The sequence below is a fragment of the Methyloparacoccus murrellii genome, from assembly GCF_054657115.1.
On record NZ_BAAHXD010000007.1, the window covers coordinates 53,743 to 72,333 of the forward strand.

22 protein-coding genes and 1 tRNA gene are annotated in these 18,591 nt (G+C 65.3%); 20 read left to right on the forward strand and 3 right to left on the reverse strand.

What is annotated here, in order from left to right:
• Positions 1–16 precede the first annotated feature (16 nt).
• From ACYQ1H_RS03330 to ACYQ1H_RS03415, 18 genes are all read left to right on the forward strand, one after another.
• Complete coding sequence (locus tag ACYQ1H_RS03330; protein WP_460026686.1) at positions 17–460, forward strand: regulatory protein RecX; 444 nt, start codon at positions 17–19, stop codon at positions 458–460.
• A gap of 32 nt (positions 461–492) precedes the next feature.
• Complete coding sequence (gene alaS / locus ACYQ1H_RS03335) at positions 493–3,093, forward strand: alanine--tRNA ligase (RefSeq protein WP_460026641.1); 2,601 nt, start codon at positions 493–495, stop codon at positions 3,091–3,093.
• 29 nt (positions 3,094–3,122) lie between these two features.
• Entirely contained in the window at positions 3,123–4,352 is a 1,230-nt protein-coding gene (locus ACYQ1H_RS03340; protein WP_460026642.1) for an aspartate kinase, read from the forward strand.
• Positions 4,353–4,488: 136 nt separating this feature from the next.
• Positions 4,489–4,689: a carbon storage regulator CsrA gene (gene csrA, locus ACYQ1H_RS03345; RefSeq protein ID WP_460026643.1), complete on the forward strand. Its 201-nt coding sequence runs from the start codon at positions 4,489–4,491 to the stop codon at positions 4,687–4,689.
• 51 nt (positions 4,690–4,740) lie between these two features.
• Positions 4,741–4,833, forward strand: a tRNA-Ser gene (locus tag ACYQ1H_RS03350).
• A 178-nt stretch (positions 4,834–5,011) separates the two neighbouring features.
• A complete protein-coding gene (gene rpsP, locus ACYQ1H_RS03355) occupies positions 5,012–5,275 on the forward strand; it encodes a 30S ribosomal protein S16 (protein ID WP_460026644.1) in 264 nt (87 codons plus the stop codon).
• 24 nt (positions 5,276–5,299) lie between these two features.
• Positions 5,300–5,800: a ribosome maturation factor RimM gene (rimM, locus tag ACYQ1H_RS03360; protein WP_460026645.1), complete on the forward strand. Its 501-nt coding sequence runs from the start codon at positions 5,300–5,302 to the stop codon at positions 5,798–5,800.
• Between the two features lie 15 nt (positions 5,801–5,815).
• Positions 5,816–6,565, forward strand: a complete 750-nt coding sequence (gene trmD, locus ACYQ1H_RS03365) for a tRNA (guanosine(37)-N1)-methyltransferase TrmD (protein ID WP_460026646.1) — start codon at positions 5,816–5,818, stop codon at positions 6,563–6,565.
• A 16-nt stretch (positions 6,566–6,581) separates the two neighbouring features.
• Complete coding sequence (gene rplS, locus ACYQ1H_RS03370; RefSeq protein ID WP_460026647.1) at positions 6,582–6,929, forward strand: 50S ribosomal protein L19; 348 nt, start codon at positions 6,582–6,584, stop codon at positions 6,927–6,929.
• Positions 6,930–7,011: 82 nt separating this feature from the next.
• Positions 7,012–7,533, forward strand: coding sequence for a methylated-DNA--[protein]-cysteine S-methyltransferase (locus tag ACYQ1H_RS03375; RefSeq protein ID WP_460026648.1), 522 nt, complete (start codon positions 7,012–7,014; stop codon positions 7,531–7,533).
• On the forward strand, positions 7,523–8,419 hold the full coding sequence (xerD, locus tag ACYQ1H_RS03380; RefSeq protein ID WP_460026649.1) for a site-specific tyrosine recombinase XerD: 897 nt from the start codon (positions 7,523–7,525) through the stop codon (positions 8,417–8,419). The genes ACYQ1H_RS03375 and xerD overlap by 11 nt, the downstream gene beginning before the upstream one ends.
• Positions 8,420–8,452: 33 nt before the next feature.
• Positions 8,453–9,232, forward strand: coding sequence for an acyl-ACP--UDP-N-acetylglucosamine O-acyltransferase (gene lpxA / locus ACYQ1H_RS03385; protein ID WP_460026650.1), 780 nt, complete (start codon positions 8,453–8,455; stop codon positions 9,230–9,232).
• A gap of 33 nt (positions 9,233–9,265) precedes the next feature.
• Complete coding sequence (locus tag ACYQ1H_RS03390) at positions 9,266–10,213, forward strand: Gfo/Idh/MocA family oxidoreductase (RefSeq protein ID WP_460026651.1); 948 nt, start codon at positions 9,266–9,268, stop codon at positions 10,211–10,213.
• A 94-nt stretch (positions 10,214–10,307) separates the two neighbouring features.
• Positions 10,308–11,405, forward strand: a complete 1,098-nt coding sequence (locus tag ACYQ1H_RS03395; protein WP_460026652.1) for a DegT/DnrJ/EryC1/StrS family aminotransferase — start codon at positions 10,308–10,310, stop codon at positions 11,403–11,405.
• Positions 11,398–12,615 (forward strand): lipid-A-disaccharide synthase, encoded by a 1,218-nt coding sequence (gene lpxB, locus ACYQ1H_RS03400; RefSeq protein WP_460026653.1) that lies wholly within the window; start codon positions 11,398–11,400, stop codon positions 12,613–12,615. The genes ACYQ1H_RS03395 and lpxB overlap by 8 nt, the downstream gene beginning before the upstream one ends.
• Positions 12,616–12,671: 56 nt before the next feature.
• Positions 12,672–13,163, forward strand: a complete 492-nt coding sequence (locus ACYQ1H_RS03405) for a GreA/GreB family elongation factor (RefSeq protein ID WP_460026654.1) — start codon at positions 12,672–12,674, stop codon at positions 13,161–13,163.
• Between the two features lie 5 nt (positions 13,164–13,168).
• Positions 13,169–13,888, forward strand: a complete 720-nt coding sequence (locus tag ACYQ1H_RS03410) for a M48 family metallopeptidase (protein WP_460026655.1) — start codon at positions 13,169–13,171, stop codon at positions 13,886–13,888.
• Between the two features lie 59 nt (positions 13,889–13,947).
• The gene (locus ACYQ1H_RS03415; protein ID WP_460026656.1) at positions 13,948–14,406 is read left to right on the forward strand and encodes a protein disulfide oxidoreductase; all 459 of its coding nucleotides are present in this window, start codon (positions 13,948–13,950) and stop codon (positions 14,404–14,406) included.
• Here the strand turns inward: ACYQ1H_RS03415 and ACYQ1H_RS03420 are convergent.
• On the reverse strand, positions 14,400–15,698 hold the full coding sequence (locus tag ACYQ1H_RS03420; RefSeq protein ID WP_460026657.1) for a hypothetical protein: 1,299 nt from the start codon (positions 15,696–15,698) through the stop codon (positions 14,400–14,402). The genes ACYQ1H_RS03415 and ACYQ1H_RS03420 overlap by 7 nt on opposite strands.
• A 273-nt stretch (positions 15,699–15,971) precedes the next feature.
• Here ACYQ1H_RS03420 and ACYQ1H_RS03425 point away from each other — a divergent pair, with 273 nt between their 5' ends.
• Positions 15,972–16,463, forward strand: a complete 492-nt coding sequence (locus ACYQ1H_RS03425) for a hypothetical protein (RefSeq protein ID WP_460026658.1) — start codon at positions 15,972–15,974, stop codon at positions 16,461–16,463.
• 84 nt (positions 16,464–16,547) lie between these two features.
• Complete coding sequence (gene ppnP, locus ACYQ1H_RS03430) at positions 16,548–16,862, forward strand: pyrimidine/purine nucleoside phosphorylase (RefSeq protein ID WP_460026659.1); 315 nt, start codon at positions 16,548–16,550, stop codon at positions 16,860–16,862.
• Positions 16,863–16,887: 25 nt separating this feature from the next.
• Here ppnP and ACYQ1H_RS03435 read toward each other — a convergent pair whose 3' ends face one another.
• Complete coding sequence (locus tag ACYQ1H_RS03435) at positions 16,888–17,595, reverse strand: tetratricopeptide repeat protein (RefSeq protein WP_460026660.1); 708 nt, start codon at positions 17,593–17,595, stop codon at positions 16,888–16,890.
• Positions 17,595–18,578: an NAD(P)H-quinone oxidoreductase gene (locus tag ACYQ1H_RS03440; RefSeq protein WP_460026661.1), complete on the reverse strand. Its 984-nt coding sequence runs from the start codon at positions 18,576–18,578 to the stop codon at positions 17,595–17,597. Before ACYQ1H_RS03440 ends, ACYQ1H_RS03435 begins: the two co-directional genes overlap by 1 nt.
• Positions 18,579–18,591: the final 13 nt, after the last annotated feature.

An 18,591-nucleotide genomic window follows, 5' to 3' on the forward strand; every position in this document is an offset into this window, starting at 1 on the left:
CGAACTCAGGCAGGCGATCGGAAACGCCTGTCTCGGGTATCTGGCCAGTCGCGAGCACAGCGCGCGCGAGCTGATGCAGAAACTGGTTCACAAGGGTTATCCCGCGGCCCGAATCCACGAGGTATTGGCCGATTTTCAGCAACGCGGACTGCAGAGCGATCGCCGCTTTGCCGAAGCCTTCGTCCGCGCGCGTCTGGCCCGTGGCTATGGTCGCCTGCGGATCGAGCAGGAGCTGCGGCAACGCGGCATCGACGCGCGGGCCTTCGTCGAGCCGGCGGCCTGGGCGGAGGCGGGCGAAGGGCTGCTGGAGCGCGTCCATGGCCGCCGCTATGGCGATGGCGTGCCACAATCGCCACAGGAGCGGGCCGCGCGCGAGCGCTATCTGCTGCGGCGGGGATTTTCCCGAGACGATATAGGACGCCTCTTTCGGCGGCTGCGCGAAGGCGGCACAGACGATTGACGCCAGCATCAACAAGGACTAACGGCTGAACCATGACCAGCGCGGAACTGCGGAACCTATTTATACGCTTCTTCGAGGCGCGCGGGCACAAGCCCGTGGCCTCGAGCCCCCTGATACCGGCCAATGACCCGACCTTGCTGTTCACCAACGCGGGCATGGTGCAGTTCAAGGATGTCTTCCTGGGGCGCGAGGAACGGCCCTATGTGCGGGCAGCTTCCTCCCAGCGCTGCGTGCGCGCCGGCGGCAAGCACAACGATCTCGAGAATGTCGGCTACACGGCGCGTCACCACACCTTCTTCGAGATGCTGGGGAATTTCAGCTTCGGCGACTATTTCAAGCGCGAGGCCATCCAGTATGCCTGGGAGTTCCTCACCGACGTGCTCGGGATTCCGCCGCAGCGCCTGTGGGTCACGATCTACGACCAGGATACCGAGGCCGAGCGTATCTGGTTGCAGGAGGTGGGGGTCGATCCCGCGCGCTTCTCGCGCATCGGCACCAGGGACAATTTCTGGAGCATGGGCGATACCGGTCCCTGCGGTCCCTGCACCGAGATCTTCTACGATCATGGCGAGCACATTCCGGGTGGGCCGCCTGGTTCTCCCGACGAAGAGGGCGACCGCTACATCGAGATCTGGAATCTCGTCTTCATGCAGTATGACCGCTCGGCGGACGGAATCCTGACGCCGCTGCCCAAGCCTTCGGTGGACACGGGCATGGGGCTGGAGCGCATCGCCGCCGTCGTCCAGGGCGTGCACAGCAATTACGACACCGATCTCTTCAGGCCGCTGGTGGCGGCTGCCGCGCGCCTGGCCGGGCTCGATGGCACGGATCACAGTTCCCTGAGGGTGCTGGCCGATCACATCCGTTCCTGTTCGTTCCTGATCGCCGACGGTGTGCTGCCGTCCAACGAGGGGCGCGGCTACGTGCTGCGGCGCATCATTCGCCGCGCCATCCGCCATGGCTACAAGCTGGGCATACGGGAAAATTTCTTCCACCGCCTGGTGGCGCCGCTGTGCGAGCTGATGGGGTCGGCCTATCCGGAACTGGCAGCGGCGCGAACGACAGTCGAGCAGGTGTTGCGCAAGGAGGAGGAACGCTTCGCCGAGACCCTGGAGCAGGGCATGCGCATCCTCGACAGCCAGCTCAGGCAGGTGCGGGGGGGCATGATTCCGGGTGACATCGTGTTCCAGCTCTACGACACCTATGGCTTTCCCATGGACCTGACCGCCGACATCGCCCGCGAGCACGGGCTGGTGGCGGACCTCGCCGGTTTCGAGCAGGCCATGGCGGCGCAGCGCGAACGGGCGCGTGCCTCCAGCCATTTCGCCGTGGACTATTCGCACGAGGTGCATGTCGACAAGCCCTGCGAATTCACCGGCTATGAGCATCTGCGCGAGAATACCCGGATCGTCGGCCTGTATCGCGAGGGGCAGGTGGTGGCGCGCCTGTCGGCAGGCGAGAGCGGCACCGTCATCCTGGCGAAAACGCCTTTCTATGGCGAGTCGGGCGGCCAGGCCGGCGACCGGGGCATGATCCGCTCGGCTGCCGCCAGCTTCGAGGTGGCCGACACCCAGAAGCCGGGGGCGGATGTCATCGTGCATGCCGGGCGTGTCACGGTGGGCGCATTCGGTGTCGGCGACGAGGTCAGCGCCGAGGTGGATGCCGACAATCGTCTGGCGACGACGCTCAATCATTCCGCTACGCATCTTCTGCACGCGGCCTTGCGGCGCCTCTTGGGCGAGCATGTCGCACAGAAGGGCTCGCAGGTTTCCGCGCAGCGGCTGCGCTTCGACTTTTCTCACTTCGAGCCGGTTACGCCGGCACAGCTCGAGACCATCGAACGCCTGGTGAACGAGCAGATTCGCCTGAACAGCCCGGTCCGGGCCGATGTCATGGCCAAGGACGAGGCGCTCAAGGTCGGGGCCATGGCCCTGTTCGGCGAGAAATATGGCGATCAGGTGCGCGTGTTGCGCATCGGCGATTTTTCCACCGAGCTGTGCGGTGGCACCCACGCGCAGCGGGCCGGGGATATCGGTTTCTTCAAGATCGTCGGCGAATCGGGCGTGGCGTCCGGGGTGCGTCGCATCGAGGCCGTGACCGGCACCGGAGCCTGGGAATGGGTCAGGTCGGGCGAGCGGCTGATCGTCGCGCTGGGCGAGCGGGTCAAGGCGGGGCGCGAGCAGCTGGAGGAAAAGCTCGGACAGATACTGGAGCGGAATCGTGGCCTGGAGAGGGAGCTGGAACGACTGAAAGGCCGGCTGGCCAGCGCCTCGGGCGATGATCTGGCGACGCAGGCGGTACAGCTGGATGGCCTCAAGGTATTGGCGGCGCGCGTGGACGACATGGATGCCAAGGCGCTGCGCGAGCTGGTGGACCAGCTGCGCAACAAGCTGGGCAGCTCGGCGGTGGTTCTCGGCAGTGTGACCGACGGCAAGGTCAGCCTGATTGCCGGTGTTTCCAAGGACCAGACCGGGCGCATCAAGGCTGGTGAGCTCGTCAATGCGGTCGCGACCCAGGTTGGCGGCAAGGGCGGCGGGCGCCCGGACCTCGCCCAGGCGGGTGGCACCGACCCGGCATGCCTCGATGCCGCCCTTGCGAGTGTCCAGGACTGGGTCAGGCAGGCCCTGGCCTGACGGAGCAGACGCGGAAACCATCGGATACCATGGCCTTATACGTACACAAATATGGCGGCACCTCGGTCGGCAGTGCCGAGCGCATACAGCATGTGGCCGACAATGTCATCCAGGCGCGGCAGCGTGGCGAGGATATCGTCGTCGTCGTTTCGGCGATGAGCGGCGAGACCAACCGTCTGGTTACCCTGGCCAGGGAGATACAGCCCGCTCCCGATCCGCGCGAGATGGATGTCCTGCTGGCCACTGGCGAGCAGGTCACCATCGCGCTGCTGGCGATGGCGCTGCAGCAGCGGGGGTGTCAGGCCACGTCCTACACGGGCGGGCAGGTTGCGATCGTGACCGACAAGGTGCACACCAAGGCCCGGATTCTCGACATCGACACACAGCGCATACGGGCCGACCTCGCGACTGGCAGGGTGGTCGTGGTGGCGGGTTTTCAGGGGGTGAGCGAGTCGGGCGATATCACCACGCTGGGGCGGGGCGGTTCCGATACCACGGCGGTGGCGCTGGCGGCGGCGTTGCGGGCGGACGAATGCCTGATCTATACCGATGTCGACGGCGTGTACACCACCGATCCGCGTGTCGAGCCCAAGGCCCGCCGGCTCGAGAGGATCACCTTCGAGGAGATGCTGGAAATGGCCAGTCTCGGCTCCAAGGTGTTGCAGATCCGCTCGGTGGAGTTTGCCGGCAAATACAATGTGCCCCTGCGCGTGCTTTCCAGTTTCCAGGAAGGCGCCGGCACCTTGATCAGCTATGAGGATGACAGCATGGAAAAGCCCCTGATTTCCGGGATAGCCTTCAATCGCGACGAGGCCAAGCTGACGATGCTCGGGGTGCCGGATCGGCCGGGGATCGCCTCGCGCATCCTGGGGCCGGTCGCCGCGGCCAATATCGAGGTGGACATGATCGTGCAGAATGTGTCCGAGGATGGCACCACGAACTTCACCTTCACCGTCAACCGCGGCGACTATGCCCGCGCCCTGTCGATCCTCGGGACGATCAGCGCCGAGCTGGGCGCCCGCGAGGTGCTGGGTGATGATTCCATCGTCAAGGTTTCGATCGTCGGTGTCGGCATGCGCTCGCATGCCGGTATCGCAGCCAAGATGTTCGATACCCTGGCCGCCGAGGGCATTAATATCCAGATGATCTCGACATCGGAGATCAAGATTTCCGTGGTGCTGAACGAAAAATACCTGGAGCTGGCGGTGCGCTCGCTGCATGAAGCCTTCGAACTGGACAAGGCGGCTGTGTCGGGCTGAGAAAATAATCATTTTCGGCCAGCCGAAAAGTGCTACAATGGCGCTCTCGTTCGGTGCGTGACACGTCGATCGCAGAATTCCCGTAGCCGGGCGTGGCATCGACAGGCAGGCGCTCGAAACTCAAAGGGACGGTTTTATGCTGATATTGACGCGCAGGGTCGGTGAGACGCTCATGATAGGTGACGATGTCACCGTGACGGTCCTGGGTGTCAAGGGCAATCAGGTGCGTATCGGTGTCAATGCGCCCAAGGATGTTTCGGTGCATCGCGAGGAGATATACGAGCGCATCAAGCGAGAGCACCATGCCGACGAGGCAGGTGGCGATCAGCACGACTGATCGGTCTTTCCGGTTGGCAGGCTCGGTCGACAGTAAGCAATTCCCCTATTCGGAGAGATGGCCGAGAGGCTGAAGGCGCTCCCCTGCTAAGGGAGTATAGGGTTAAAAGCTCTATCGAGGGTTCGAATCCCTCTCTCTCCGCCATTCCCCTGGGTGGCCGCCGCCATGCGCCAAGCTGTTGCCTTGTCGCGTGTGAGTGGGTGGTTTCGTTCCCCGCAGGCTCCCGGATGTGGTCACGGATCGCGAGGGCTTCTGTGTTTCGTTTTTTTTGGCTATAATGCGCGGATTTTTCGGCCGTGCCGTACTTGTTTGAGGGAAACTGATGGTTACGATTCGATTGTCTCGCGGTGGCGCCAAGAAGCGTCCGTTTTATCATGTGGTGGTTGCCGACAGCCGCAACAAGCGTGACGGCCGCTACATCGAACGTCTGGGCTTCTTTAATCCGGTGGCAACCGGCAAGGCCGAGCGTCTGTCGCTGAACGAGGAGCGCATCCAGTACTGGCTGGGTCATGGCGCACAGGCGACCGATCGTGTTCACAGTCTCTTGAAGGAATTCCGCAAGGCAAGCGAGGCAGTTGCCGCCTGATCGCCCACCGGCTGGGTTGGCGCTGTGTCCAGGCCGGTCAAGGTCGGCGATGTGGTCGGTGCCTTTGGTGTGCAGGGTTGGGTCAAGATCAGAAGTTTTACCGACCCTCCTGGGAACATCCTCGGCTACTCGCCCTGGCTGTTGGACCTTCGCGGTGAGGCCAAGACGGTCGGGGTCATGGCGGGGCGCGTCCACGGTGGTTTCGTTGTTGTCCAGCTGCAGGGTGTCGAGACTCGGGATGAGGCGGTCGCGCTCAGGGGCGTTTCCATCAGCGTTCCCCGGCACCGCTTCCCGCGCTTGAGCGATGGCCGTTATTACTGGGCGGATCTGGTCGGACTCGAGGTGTTGACCGAATCGGGCCAGTCGCTGGGACAGGTGCATGGCCTGCTGGAGACAGGGGCCAACGATGTGCTGGACGTGCGAGGCGATCGTGATCGCCTGATTCCCTTCGTCCAGGGCCAGTATGTGAAGAAGGTTTGCCTCGACTCGGGCCGGCTGGTCGTGGATTGGGATCCGGATTTCTGATGGCGCGGGGCTGCGATGCGGTTTGATATCGTCACCCTGTTTCCCGATCTGGTCCGGCGCATGACCGGCGAGGGCGTGACGGGGCGGGCTGTCGCCCGGGGACTGGTTGACTTGCGATTGTGGGATCCCCGCTCGTTTGCGAAGGATCGCTACCGCACGGTTGACGACCGCCCTTATGGCGGTGGTCCGGGGATGGTCATGAAGGTCGAGCCCCTGCGCGACGCCATCCGGGCAGCAAGGCGGGACAGCGAGAATCCGGCCCGTGTGCTCTACATGAGCCCGCAAGGTCGGCTCCTTGATCAGGCCGCCGTGATCGAGATGTCGCGTTGTCCCCGCCTGGTTCTGGTGGCAGGGCGATACGAGGGTATCGACGAGCGCCTGATCGAGAGCGAGATCGACGAAGAGTGGTCAATCGGCGATTACGTGTTGAGCGGCGGGGAGCTGGCGGCGCTGGTGGTTTTCGACGCGGTCGTACGGCTGCTACCGGGGGTGCTTGGAGATGCCGAATCGGCACGGCAGGATTCGCACATGGCCGGACTGCTGGATTGCCCCCACTACACGCGGCCCGAGGTCGTTGACGGGCGGGGCGTGCCGGCGGTGCTGCAGTCCGGCAACCATGAAGCGATACGCCGATGGCGCTTGCGCGAATCGCTGCAAAGGACGCGGCTCCGTCGCCCGGATCTGCTGGGGAAGGCCAGCCTGGATCGTGAACAGCGGGCATTGCTTGAGGAATTGGAACGGAACGGCTTGACCGACAGGAACTGAGATAAAGAGAACTGCTATGTCAAACATCATTCAGCAACTTGAAACCGAATGGATGGCCGGCAAGGTCATTCCCGCCTTTGGCCCTGGCGATACCGTCGTTGTCCAGGTGAAGGTCAAGGAAGGTAACCGCGAGCGCTTGCAGGCCTACGAGGGCGTCGTCATCGCCAAGCGCAACCGCGGCTATCATTCGGCCTTTACCGTGCGGAAGATCTCCCATGGCGAAGGCGTCGAGCGCGTATTCCAGACCTACAGCCCGCAGGTGCAGGAGATCCTGGTCAAGCGCCGGGGCGACGTGCGCCGGGCCAAGCTCTACTACCTCCGCGATCGCACCGGCAAGGCGGCGCGCATCAAGGAAAAGATCTAGTTATCACGGCGCGTGGCGCGCGCGGTTCGATCGTTTCTGCGGAAGGGCGGCTTGACCGCCCTTCTGTGCGTCTGCTGTCCGGATGGCTGAAACGCTGCCCGCCGGGCCCGTCAGCCAGGCCTGGATGGAAACCCCGTTTGGCTGGATGGCATTCGAGGCGCGTGACGAGCGGCTGACCGGCATCGACCTGCATCCGGCCGACGTGGCCAGACCGGAGGCCGAGCGCCGGCCGCAGCATGCCCTGCTGGCCGAGGTGATACGGCAGTTCGAGCGCTACTTCACGCAGCCGGCCTGCGTGTTCGATCTGCCTCTCGCGGAATTGGGCACGGCCTATCAACAGCGGCTGTGGCGGGCCTTGCGCGCTATCCCGGTAGGCGAGGTTCGCAGCTATGCCGCTCTGGCCGCCCAGGAGCAAAGCGGTCCGCGGGCAGTAGCCTCGGCCTGCCGGGCCAATCCCTTTCCGATCATCGTGCCTTGCCATCGCGTGGTCGCGCGTCACGATCTCGGTGGCTATTGCGGCGCACGGACTGGCCCGATGCTGGATATCAAGCGCTGGCTGCTGCGTCACGAAGGCTATCGGGCGGATGTCCCGGATGCCGGCTGAGTATCCGCTGGTGCGACGCTTCGAGGAGTCGCTGTGGCTGGAGGACGGGCTCAGCGAGAACACCCGCAAGGCATACGTCAGCGACCTCGTGCAGTTTCTCGGCTGGGCCGAACAGAAACGGGGACACTCGCCCGAAGGCGTCGAGACAGCGGATATCGAGGCCTATCTGGCCGGCAAATATCGCGACAACGCCAGTAGCCGGAGCATGGCGCGACTGGTTTCCAGCCTGCGAAGATTCTTCCGCTATCTGGTCCGCGAGGGCGACCTCGGCCAGGATCCGACGCTGGGGATAGAGCCCCCGCGCACCGGCAGGCCGCTGCCCGCCACCCTGACCGAAGCCGACGTGGATGCGCTGCTGGCGGCGCCGGACGTTGCCGATACCCTCGGTTGCCGGGATCGTGCCATGCTGGAACTGCTCTATGCCACTGGCCTGCGGGTCAGCGAACTGGTTTCCTTGCAACTCGGCCAGGTGAACCTGCGCCAGGGCGTCGTGCGTGTGCTCGGCAAGGGCAGCAAGGACCGGCTGGTGCCCCTGGGCGAGCCAGCCGAGGACTGGGTGGGGCGCTATGTCGCCACGGCCCGGGCGGCGTTGCTGGGGGTGCGGCAGAGCGACGACCTGTTCGTCACGGCGCGGGGGGCGGCCATGACCCGGCAGGCGTTCTGGCATCTCATCAAGCGCTACGCCATCCAGGCCGGCATACGCAAGCCGCTTTCGCCGCACACGCTGCGGCATGCCTTCGCCACCCACCTGCTCAACCATGGCGCCGACCTGCGCGTGGTTCAGCTGTTGCTAGGGCATAGCGACTTGTCCAGCACACAGATTTATACTCACGTCGCCCAGGAACGTTTGAAGGACTTGCATGCCCGCTGTCATCCCCGTGGTTGAAACCGACCGCCGCCCGCCTGCCTCCGCCACGCCATGATTCATCCCACCGCCCTCATCGGTCCCGCTGTCGAACTGGGCGCCGGCGTCACGGTAGGTGCCTTTGCCGTGATCGAAGGCCCCGCCCATCTCGGCCCTGGCTGCATGATCGACCCGCATGCGGTGATTCGCCCCTTCGTGCGGCTGGGCTGCGACAATCGCGTGCACGCCCATGCGGTACTGGGTGGACTGCCGCAGGATCTGGCTTTCGATCCCGCCACCGAGACCTGGTTCGAGGCTGGCGACGGCAATGTCTTTCGCGAGGGCGTCACCCTCAGTCGGGCCACCCGGGCGGGAACCGCCACGCGCGTGGGGTCCCGCAACTATTTCATGAACAACAGCCATGTGGGGCACGACTGTACGCTCGGCGACAACAACATCCTGGCCAGCGGCGCCACCCTGGGAGGGCATGTCGAGGTGGGCGACCGCGTCTTCATGGGGGGCGGGGTGATGGTGCACCAGTTCTGCCGCGTCGGCAGCTTCGCCATCCTCCAGGGGCTCGCGGGCATCAACAAGGATGTGCTGCCGTTCGCGATGGTGGGTGGCCGTCCCGGCAAGCATTACCGGCTCAACCTTGTCGGTCTGCGGCGAGCCGGCGTCGACGGGGACCGCCTGAAGGCGGTATCCGCCGCCTTTCGCCGGATCAAGGCCCGGCAGTCGCTGGACGGTTTACCCGAGACCCCTGAACTCGGGTATCTGCGCGCCTGGCTGGCCGCAGGTTCCAGGCGGGGTGGCTGGCTGGGCTTCATCGAGGCCAGGAGCCGCGATGAGGATTGACGGGTATCGCCATGGTGGCGAGGGAGGCATCTGATGTCACAAACGGATTCCAGACTGCGCTGTGCCGTCGTCGGTACCGGTTATCTGGGCCGCTTCCACGCTGAAAAATATGCCGCGCTGGCGGACTGCGAGCTGGTGGCGGTGGTCGATGTCGACCCCGAGGCCGCACAGGCCGTTGCCGGGAAGCATGGGACCCGCGCCCTGACCGACTACCGTTCGTTGCTCGGGCAGGTCGACGCCGTCAGCGTCGTCGTGCCTACCCGCCTGCATCATGCTGTCGCGCGCGATTTCCTCGCCGCCGGGGCGCATGTGCTGGTGGAAAAGCCCATCACGGTGACCCTGGAGGAAGCGGACGAACTCATCGAGCTGGCCCGGCGACACGATCGGCGGCTGATGGTGGGGCATCTGGAGCGTTTCAACGCCGCCCTGCTCGGGCTGGACCTGGTTCAGGAAAAGCCGCTTTTCATCGAGTCGCACCGGCTGGCGCCCTTCAATCCGCGCGCCAACGATGTCAGCGTGGTGCTGGACCTGATGATCCACGATATCGATATCATCCTCGACCTCGTCGACTCCGAGGTCGAACGCATCGACGCCAAGGGGGTGACGGTCCTGACTGCCGACACCGACATCGCCAATGCCCGACTGACCTTCCGCAACGGCTGCGTCGCCAATGTCACGGCCAGCCGCGCCAGCCTCAAGGTTGAGCGGAAGATGCGCATGTTCATGCCCAACCGTTACCTTTCGGTGGATTTCCAGAACCGGGTGCTGGCCCAGCACCGCAAGGGTGAGCGCGAGATGTTTCCGGGTGTGCCGGAGATTCTCAGCGAGGAGTCGGTGTTCGAGAACGGAGATGCCCTGATGGAGGAAATCAGGCATTTCGTCGCCTGCATCCGCGCCGGCCGAGATCCCTTGGTGTCGGGCGTCGCCGGGCGCCGGGCCCTGGCTACGGCCATCGAGATCACGCGCCTGCTCAGGGCGTGAGGACCCCGCCCGGCCTGCCGGGGCCCTCGGGTACCTGCAACTCGTCCCCTCCGGTAACCGACCTCTTCCCGCAACACAAGGAGCACCCTTCATCATGATCCCAATGGTCGATCTGAAGACCCAGTATCACCAGCTCAAAGATGAGATCGATGCCGGCCTGCTGGCAGCGCTGGAGAATACCGCCTTCGTGATGGGGCCCAACGTCCAGGCGTTCGAGCGGGAAGTCGCTGACTATCTGGGCGTGAGGCACGCCATCGGTGTGGCCAACGGTACCGAGGCCCTGCATCTGGCCCTGCTTGCCGCCGGCATTGGGCCGGGCGACGAGGTCATCACCTCCGCCTTTACCTTCATCGCCACCGCCGAGGCCATCCGCTACGTGGGAGCGACGCCGGTGTTCGTGGACATCGATCCCAGAACCTTCAACATCACCGCCGCCCGGGTCGAGGCCGCCATCACGCCGAAGACCAGGGCCATCATGCCGGTGCATCTGTTCGGCCAGCCCTGCGACATGGCGCCTCTCCTGGCCGTTGCCGAGCGGCATGGCCTGAAGCTCATCGAGGATTGTGCCCAGTCCTTCGGCGCGACCATCGGTGGGCGGCAGACCGGTGGATTCGGCCTCGCGGCCGGCTTCAGCTTCTTCCCCAGCAAGAATCTGGGCGCCTATGGCGACGGTGGTCTGGTGACAACGGATGACGATGCCATTGCCGCCCAGGTCAGGAAGCTGCGCAACCACGGTTCCGAGGTGCGCTACTACCACGATGCGATCGGCTACAACAGCCGGTTGGACGAGCTGCAGGCCGTGGTGCTGCGGGTGAAGCTGCAACACATCGACCGCTTCAATGCCGGTCGCCGCCGGGCCGCCCGGCTGTACACCGAAGGGATGGCCGATCTGCCGCTGGAAACCCCTTTCGAGGATGGCGTGGGCGTGCATGTCTATCACCAGTACACGCTGCTGACCGACCATCGCGACGCTATCATGGCCGCGCTGCAAGGTGCCGGTATCGCCTGCGCCATCTACTATCCGGTGCCGCTGCACCGGCAGAACGTGTTCGCCGATGCCTGCCGGGGTGTGGCGCTGCCGCATACCGAGGCGGTCGCGGCCCGCTGCCTGTCCTTGCCGATCTTCCCCGAACTGACGGAGGAGCAGGTGCGGGACGTGGTGCAGGCGATCCGCTCGGCCCTGAATGCCTAGCGCCGACCCGGCCATGGCTGCCGGCGGGAATCCCGTGCAGGCGGGAGCCGGTCACTCGCCGCTGGTCATGATCTCCGCCGGCGAGGCCTCCGGCGACCGCCACGGTGCCACGCTGTTCCGGGAACTCAGCCAGCTCTTGCCCGGTGTCCGGGGCGTCGGCATGGGGGCCTCGGCCATGCGCGAAGCGGGTGTCGAGCTGTGCGTCGACTCCTCGGGCATCGGTGTGATCGGTCTTGCCGAGATCCTCCGGCATTACGGGGAAATCCGTGCCGCCCTGGCGACAATGCGGCGCGCCCTGCACCAGTACCGGCCGGACCTGCTCATCTGCGTCGACTACAAGGAGTTCAACTTCCGGCTGGCGCAGACCGCCAAGGCCGCCGGCATCAGGGTGCTGTTCTATGTCAGCCCGCAGGTGTGGGCCTGGCGCCCCGGACGGGTTCGCACCTATGGCCGCATCGTCGATCACATGGCGCTCATCTTTCCCTTCGAGCTGCCCTACTACGAGGCCTATGGCGTGCCGGCCACCTATGTTGGCCACCCGCTGGCGGGCAAGGTCAAACCGGCCTTGTCCGTGGCGGCGGCCAGGCGGCAATACGACTTGCCGGGCGCGGAGGCGGGCGTGCCCGTCATCGGCCTGCTGCCGGGCAGTCGCGGCAACGAGATCAGGCGCCTGTTGCCGGTGGTCCTGGCGGCGGCCGACCGTCTGGCGGCTGAATTCGGTCAGGCCCGTTTCCTGCTCTTTCAGGCACCCTCGGTCGATGATGCTGCCCTGCAGGCGGCGCTGGCGCAGCATGCGCTGACCATTCGCGTCATCCGTGGCCAGGACTACGATGTCCTGCAATGCTGCGATGCGGTCGTGACCGTGTCGGGTACCGCCACCCTCGAAGTGGCACTGCTTGGGGTGCCCATGGCCATCGTCTACAAGCTGTCGCCGCTGAGCTACTGGCTGGGACGGCTGTTGGTCAAGGTGGCCTTCATCGGCTTGCCCAACATCCTGGCGGGCCACGGTGTGGTGCGGGAATTCATCCAGGCCGACGCCACGCCCGACAATATTGCGGCCGAGGTCCGACGCCTGCTCACGGATGCCACCTATGCGGAGCGGATGCGGACCGAGCTGCGGGCGATTCGCGAGAAACTGGGGAATCGCGACGGCTCGGCCGAGCTGGCGCGACTGGCGGCCAGACTGCTCGGCAGGGCGCCGGCATCCTGAGTGTCCCGGGCCAGCCCGTTTCGTCTCGACTTTTTTCTGACATTGGCAAGCACCGCATGAGCCGCGCATTCGTCAAGGAGCAGGATGACCAGGCCGACCGTGAAACACCGGTCCGGCCGCAGAGCCCGCACATCAATTACGTCACGCCCAGGGGGCTGGCGCTGTTGCGGCAGAAGGTCGAGGAGCTGGCTGCGGCACGCCAAACGCTGGCGGGGCGTGAGGATCTGTCCAGTCAGCCGGCGTTGCGGGAGCTGGACCGGGAGCTGGCCTATTACAGTGAGCGCCTGAGTCGGGCCGTGCGGGTCGAACCCCGGATGGCGGACGATGCCGTCCACTTTGGCGCCAGCGTGTGTGTCGAGGACGCCACGGGTGAGCGGATGACGGTGGTGATCGTCGGCGAGGACGAGGCCGATGTCGCGACCGGGCGCATCAGCTGGGTATCGCCGCTGGCGAAGGCGCTGATGAATGCCCGTGTCGGCGACGTGGTGACCTGGCGGCGCCCGGCCGGCGACAGGGAGCTGGAAATCCTGGCGATCAACGGAGGCTGACGCCGGTGAGCGCGCCTGCCGGGGTCACGCTGCGCCGGAGTCCGCGCGCCAGGCAGCTGCGCCTGGTGGTGAAACCCCAGGGAATCGAGCTGGTGATCCCGGATGGGATCGGCGAGACCCAGGCGCTGGCATTCTTCCAGCGTCATCGTGCCTGGGCCGAGCGCAAGCTGGCCGAGATCCGCGAACGCGCGGCGCGGATCGAGCCCGATGCGCCGCTGGCGCGGGGAGGCGCCGTGCCCTTTCAGGGGCAGGCGACGCCCCTGATTGTCACGCCCTCGGCATTGTCCCGGCGTCTGCAAATCCTTCGCCGCGATGATGGAGCCTTCGAAATCACGCTGCCGGCGGGGTATTCCGGCAGCGCCGAGCAGCAGGTCAGGGCAGCCCTGTTTGCCTGGATACGGCGCTGGCTGGAGGGCGAGGCGCGACGGCTGGCGTCATGGCATGGCGAGGAGCCGGGATTGCTGCCGCGAGCCATACGCATCAAGCGCATGAGCACGCGCTGGGGCAGCTGTGGCCCCGCCAACGATATCAACCTGAACTGGGTGCTGGCCTTTGCGCCGCCGGCGGTGCTGGAGTATGTCGTTGTGCATGAACTTTGCCATATCCGCCACCGCAATCATTCCGAAGCCTACTGGATGCTGGTGTCCGAGCTGTTGCCGGACTGGCCCCGCCGCCGAGCCTGGCTGAAGCAGCATGGCGTTGCGCTGTTGCGGCGATTTGCATGAGCGGTCGAGGGGCTGGCCGGGGGGCGAGATCGGTCCTCGGTTGGGTAATCACCCTGGCCTTGATCGGCCTGTTGCAGGCCTTCCTGACCCGCGGCATGGTGGATGGCGGCAGGGTGCCGGCGCTGGGCGGGCAGCAGACGGACGGGCAGGTCTTTGCCGGAATCGCGCAACTGCCCAAGCCGGCCCTGGTCTACATCTGGGCCAGCTGGTGCGGTGTCTGTCGGGCGATGCAGGGTACGCTCAACGAACTGGCCAAGACGCACGCACTCGTTACCGTGGCGACGCAGTCGGGGGATCGTGCCACCGTGTCCGCCTATATGGCCGCACACGATTTTCATGTGCCGACCCTGGTCGATGAGGATGGTCGGATCGCTCGACGGTTCGGGATTCGCGGGGTTCCGGCACTGTTCTTCATCGACCGGCAAGGCGATATCCGCTCCGTCGCGAGCGGCTATACCTCCTCCTGGGGAATCCGTCTGCGTCTCTGGTTGGCGGGCCGCCCGGCGGACGATCAGTAGCCTTCCTTCTCGATCAGGTAGCGCTGCACGGCGGACTCGTAGACTTCGGTGGAGATCTTCACGCCGTAAACCACGGTCTGGCAGTGCTCCTCGAGAATGATGCTGAGCAGGCGGAAGGCATTGCGCGGCGTCAGCTGGCGGACGATGAAGTTGGCCTTGCTGCCACCCTCTTCCTCGAACAGGTCGGCCAGGTGAATGGGCGGGCTGCCGGGCTTGCGGCCGACATTCATCCGTTTCTCGATCAGCCGGATCATGTTGTCGGGCGACCAGTTGATCGACGAGATGGTCTTGATGCGGTCGCTGCGGTAATACTTCTTGAGATCGTGCAGTTCGTAGGGCAGGAACAGGATGATGCCCAAGTTGTCGATCTGGAACAGCTGGTCGTTGAGGATGGGGGTGACCAGCTCGCGCATCTTTTCCGGATCACCCTTGATGCTGGTCGGCTCGTCGACACGGTCAACCAGCAGGTAGACGCCGGACAGCCCGAAATACCGCACCAGTTCCATGAAGCTCTTGAGCAAGGTGAAACGGTTTTCCGTGTTGCGCGGGATGCCGTGGAACTCGAACAGTCCCACGCCGATTTCCTGGATGGTCTTGACCATGCCCTCAAGGGAAACCGGTACCCCGCGGATGTGGCGGTAGATCTCGCCAGCCAGCATCTTGGCCTGCTTGTTCATGAAGAACGGCACTTTCCTCTCGTAGCTGGCGATGCCCATCAGCTTGCGCAGGGTCGCCACCTTGCTGGAAAGATCGTTGGGTGCGTAGTAGAGCGCCGCCAGCAGGAGGAATTTCTCGGCGATTTCCCGGTTGTTTTTCAGCAGGTCCTCGCGCGGCGTGTCGACGATGGTCCGGTACAGTTCCTCGATGCCCAGCTTGAGGATGTAGTCCAGATGATCGTCCAGGGTCATCTTGGTTTCACGGCCCAAGGGGATCTGCTTCTTGCGCTTGAAGAGCCGTGCCAGGGCCGACTTGTCGGCGGCATAGCCAATCGGCAGGTTGCGCGGTCGTGCCACCTCGGCCAGCAGCTCGTTGAACTCCACGTAGGAAATGACCAGCACCTGGTCGCGGTAATCGTTCAGATAGCGCTCGGTGTCGATGCGCATCGACGATTTGCCGGCGCCGCGAATGGCGAAAATCACATAGGGGCTGGGTTTGTCGATATGGAGCAGCACCGATCGCAGGGAGGTGTTCTCCACCATCGAGGTTTGCAGGTAGGGATCCCGGTCGGCGTCGAAGATGACGAAGGGATTGTGTTCAAACTGCCAAACCTGCAGCCACTCTTTGATTTCCATGAAGCTCTCGATGGGATGGTTTAGGTTTTGGGCTGTTGAACGCCTCTAGCTCTCTTGGGGAAGCCTTGATGTCCGGGATCGGCAGTCGCGCTCGTCGGTCGGGAAATTGCGCATCCAGCAATTTTCGGCGGGGAACTATATCATAGTTAGAATTGGCCCCAAGGCCCCGTCTTCCCGCTGTGGATGACGGTCGTCGGGGGTCCGCCGGGACGGGTGCCGGGGCGCTTGCGCACCGGCCGGACACCTTGGATTCTCCCACAAGTCGCGACGAGCATGACCGAGCCTGACCTGCACGAAACCACGCCGACAGAGGGGCTGCGCGAGCTCTCCGCCGAGGGTGTCCAGCCAAGCTGGACACCGCTGTACTGGTTCGTTGGCGCGCTGACGGTGCTGATCGTACTGGGCGAATTCTTCCTCGATATCGTGCTGGAGGTCATCGAGACCTTGTGGCTGGTGCTCATCGAGGCACCCGAGGAGATGCTGGAGGATCTGCTGGCCGACTGGCTCAAGCAGCACTTCCCCCAGGATGCCCATCGCTACTCCGAGGTGACAACGGCGATCGGGCTCACGCCGTTGAAGATCGTCCTCATCCTTCTGGCCGTCCGCTGGGGCTGGCGGTACGGCCGCCGGACGCTCTGGCCGCGACTCAAGCGCTGGGCCGGGCTTCGCTACTTGGAAGTCCGGCTGGCCTGGGGCGAACTGGCCTGGCCCTACCGGCTGCTGGCGGGCCTCATCCTGCTGGGGCTGCTGGTCATCCTGATCTGATGCCGGCGCCGGTGTCTCAGCCAGGCTTTCGATTGTTACCCTGGAAAACCCGAGTTATCCACCCATCCTCACGAGGTTGTATCGATGTCGCAGTTCGAACAGGTCAGTGTCGTCAAGAAATCCAATGTGTACTTCGATGGCAAGTGCGTCAGCCATACCGTGCTGTTCGCCGATGGCAGCCGCAAGACCCTGGGCGTGATCTTTCCCTCGATCCTGACTTTCAGCACGGCGGCGCCGGAAGTGATGGAGGTTGTGGCCGGCCGCTGCCGCGTTCGCCTGGATGGCGAGACGGGCTGGCAGGCGTACGGCGCCGGCCAATCGTTCAGTATTCCGGGCAACAGCCGTTTTGATATCGAGACCATCGAGTTGCTGGACTACGTCTGCCACTTCGGCGAGTGACTCCAGACGGCCCATCGGGCGTGGCCTAGCGCCGGGATTTTGCCGGTGTCGCCGGTGAAGCCGCCTGGCGTGCGCTGGCCTTGGGGCGGGGCGGCGTCCGTGCCGGTGCCGTGGTCGATTCCACCGTCGCTTCCGACCGCATGGCGTCCCGGTGGCGGTGCTGCTGGTGCCAGACTTCCAGATGGGTCAATGCCGTGTTGAGCTCGGACGGCGACAGTTGTTCGGCCAGTTGCTGGCGCGGCGTCCTGGCCTCGTCCTTGCCGAGTTCGCCGGCGACCGAATACCAGAGATAGGCCTCGGACCGGTTGGCGCCGACGCCGTCACCCTGCCGATACATTTCCGCCAGAATCAGGGCGGCGTCGGCGTTTCCCGCATCGGCCGCCTGGCGGAACCAGCGCGCGGCCTCGGCGTGGTCCTCCTGCGCACCCAGCCCGTAGAAGTGCATGAGCCCCAGCTTGCCCAAGGCCACCGGCTGTCCCGAGCGGGCGGCCTTCTCATACCATTGGTGGGCGTTTTCGTAGCTTTGCTCCACGCCCAGTCCGCGCATGTACAGGTTGCCGAGGTTGACCTGGGCGTCCGGATCCCCGCGCGTTGCCAGTGGGCGGAATTCTGCCAGGGCCCGGTCCCAGTCGCCAGCCTCGACCGCAGCCATGCCCTTGGCGAAATCGGCCGCAGCGAGTCCGGTGGCCAGGAAAAGTCCCGCTAGCCCCGGCCAGAACGGTGCGCATCGCATCAGTCGCCCTCCAGGGTCAGGACGAGCTTGCCGAAGTGTTGCCCACTGGCCAGGTAACGGTGGGCGTCGTCGGCGCCGGCGAGGGGGAAGCGGCGATCGAGCACGGCGCGCAGCTGGCCGTCGCACACCCAGGGCCAGACACGTTTCCGGATGACCGCGGCCAGCCGGACCTTTTCCGCCAGCGAGCGCGAGCGCAGGGTCGAGCCGGTGATCGTCAGCCGCCTGAGCAGGATCGGCAGGAGGTTGATCTCGGCCCTGGGGCCGCCCTGCACGGCGATCAGGGACAGGCGTCCGCCGGGCGCCAGGATGGCCAGATGGTCCTTGAGAGAGGGGCCGCCGACGATGTCCAAGATGACGTCGACGCCTCTGCCCTCCGTCAGCTCGAGCACCCGCGTCCTGAGGTCATCGTGCCGGTAATCGATGGCTTTGGCGCCCAGCCGCTCGCAGGCCGCGCATTTTTCGGCGCCGCCCGCCGTCGCCATGACCTGCGCCCCGGCCAGCCGCGCCATCTGGATCGCGGTGGTGCCGATGCCGCTGCCACCGCCCTGGATCAGCAGGGTTTCGCCGGTCCGCAGCCCGCCGCTCTCGAAGACATTGGCCCAGACGGTGAACAGGGCCTCCGGCAGCGCGGCCGCTTCCGCGAGGGGTACGCTGTCCGGCACCGGCAGGCACAGCGCGGCGGCGGCGCGGACATACTCGGCATAGCCACCGCCCGGCAGCAGCGCGGCGACGCGCTCGCCGACGGCTGGCTGGTGGACGCCGGGGCCGGTCATGACCACCGTGCCCGCGACCTCGAGTCCCGGCGTGGCCGGTGTGCCCGGCGGAGGCGGATAAAGCCCCCGGGCCTGCATGATGTCCGCCCGGTTGACGCCCGCCGCCGCAACCCAGATCAGGACCTCGTCGGGTCCGGGCACCGGCACGGGTTCGTCCCGGCACGCCAGGGCATAGTGCTCGCCGGGCAAGTCGACGGCCACGGCGCGCATGCGTGCAGGGATG

Excerpts from the sequence above, each read along its gene's own strand:
- alaS (WP_460026641.1), top strand. The coding sequence starts at position 493 with ATGACCAGCGCGGAACTGCGGAACCTATTTATACGCTTCTTCGAGGCG.
- ACYQ1H_RS03340 (WP_460026642.1), top strand. The coding sequence starts at position 3,123 with ATGGCCTTATACGTACACAAATATGGCGGCACCTCGGTCGGCAGTGCC.
- csrA (WP_460026643.1), top strand. The coding sequence starts at position 4,489 with ATGCTGATATTGACGCGCAGGGTCGGTGAGACGCTCATGATAGGTGAC.
- rpsP (WP_460026644.1), top strand. The coding sequence starts at position 5,012 with ATGGTTACGATTCGATTGTCTCGCGGTGGCGCCAAGAAGCGTCCGTTT.
- trmD (WP_460026646.1), top strand. The coding sequence starts at position 5,816 with ATGCGGTTTGATATCGTCACCCTGTTTCCCGATCTGGTCCGGCGCATG.
- rplS (WP_460026647.1), top strand. The coding sequence starts at position 6,582 with ATGTCAAACATCATTCAGCAACTTGAAACCGAATGGATGGCCGGCAAG.
- ACYQ1H_RS03375 (WP_460026648.1), top strand. The coding sequence starts at position 7,012 with ATGGCTGAAACGCTGCCCGCCGGGCCCGTCAGCCAGGCCTGGATGGAA.
- xerD (WP_460026649.1), top strand. The coding sequence starts at position 7,523 with ATGCCGGCTGAGTATCCGCTGGTGCGACGCTTCGAGGAGTCGCTGTGG.
- lpxA (WP_460026650.1), top strand. The coding sequence starts at position 8,453 with ATGATTCATCCCACCGCCCTCATCGGTCCCGCTGTCGAACTGGGCGCC.
- ACYQ1H_RS03390 (WP_460026651.1), top strand. The coding sequence starts at position 9,266 with ATGTCACAAACGGATTCCAGACTGCGCTGTGCCGTCGTCGGTACCGGT.
- ACYQ1H_RS03395 (WP_460026652.1), top strand. The coding sequence starts at position 10,308 with ATGATCCCAATGGTCGATCTGAAGACCCAGTATCACCAGCTCAAAGAT.
- lpxB (WP_460026653.1), top strand. The coding sequence starts at position 11,398 with ATGCCTAGCGCCGACCCGGCCATGGCTGCCGGCGGGAATCCCGTGCAG.
- ACYQ1H_RS03405 (WP_460026654.1), top strand. The coding sequence starts at position 12,672 with ATGAGCCGCGCATTCGTCAAGGAGCAGGATGACCAGGCCGACCGTGAA.
- ACYQ1H_RS03420 (WP_460026657.1), bottom strand. The coding sequence starts at position 15,698 with ATGGAAATCAAAGAGTGGCTGCAGGTTTGGCAGTTTGAACACAATCCC.
- ACYQ1H_RS03425 (WP_460026658.1), top strand. The coding sequence starts at position 15,972 with ATGACCGAGCCTGACCTGCACGAAACCACGCCGACAGAGGGGCTGCGC.
- ppnP (WP_460026659.1), top strand. The coding sequence starts at position 16,548 with ATGTCGCAGTTCGAACAGGTCAGTGTCGTCAAGAAATCCAATGTGTAC.
- ACYQ1H_RS03435 (WP_460026660.1), bottom strand. The coding sequence starts at position 17,595 with ATGCGATGCGCACCGTTCTGGCCGGGGCTAGCGGGACTTTTCCTGGCC.
- ACYQ1H_RS03440 (WP_460026661.1), bottom strand. The coding sequence starts at position 18,578 with ATGCGCGCCGTGGCCGTCGACTTGCCCGGCGAGCACTATGCCCTGGCG.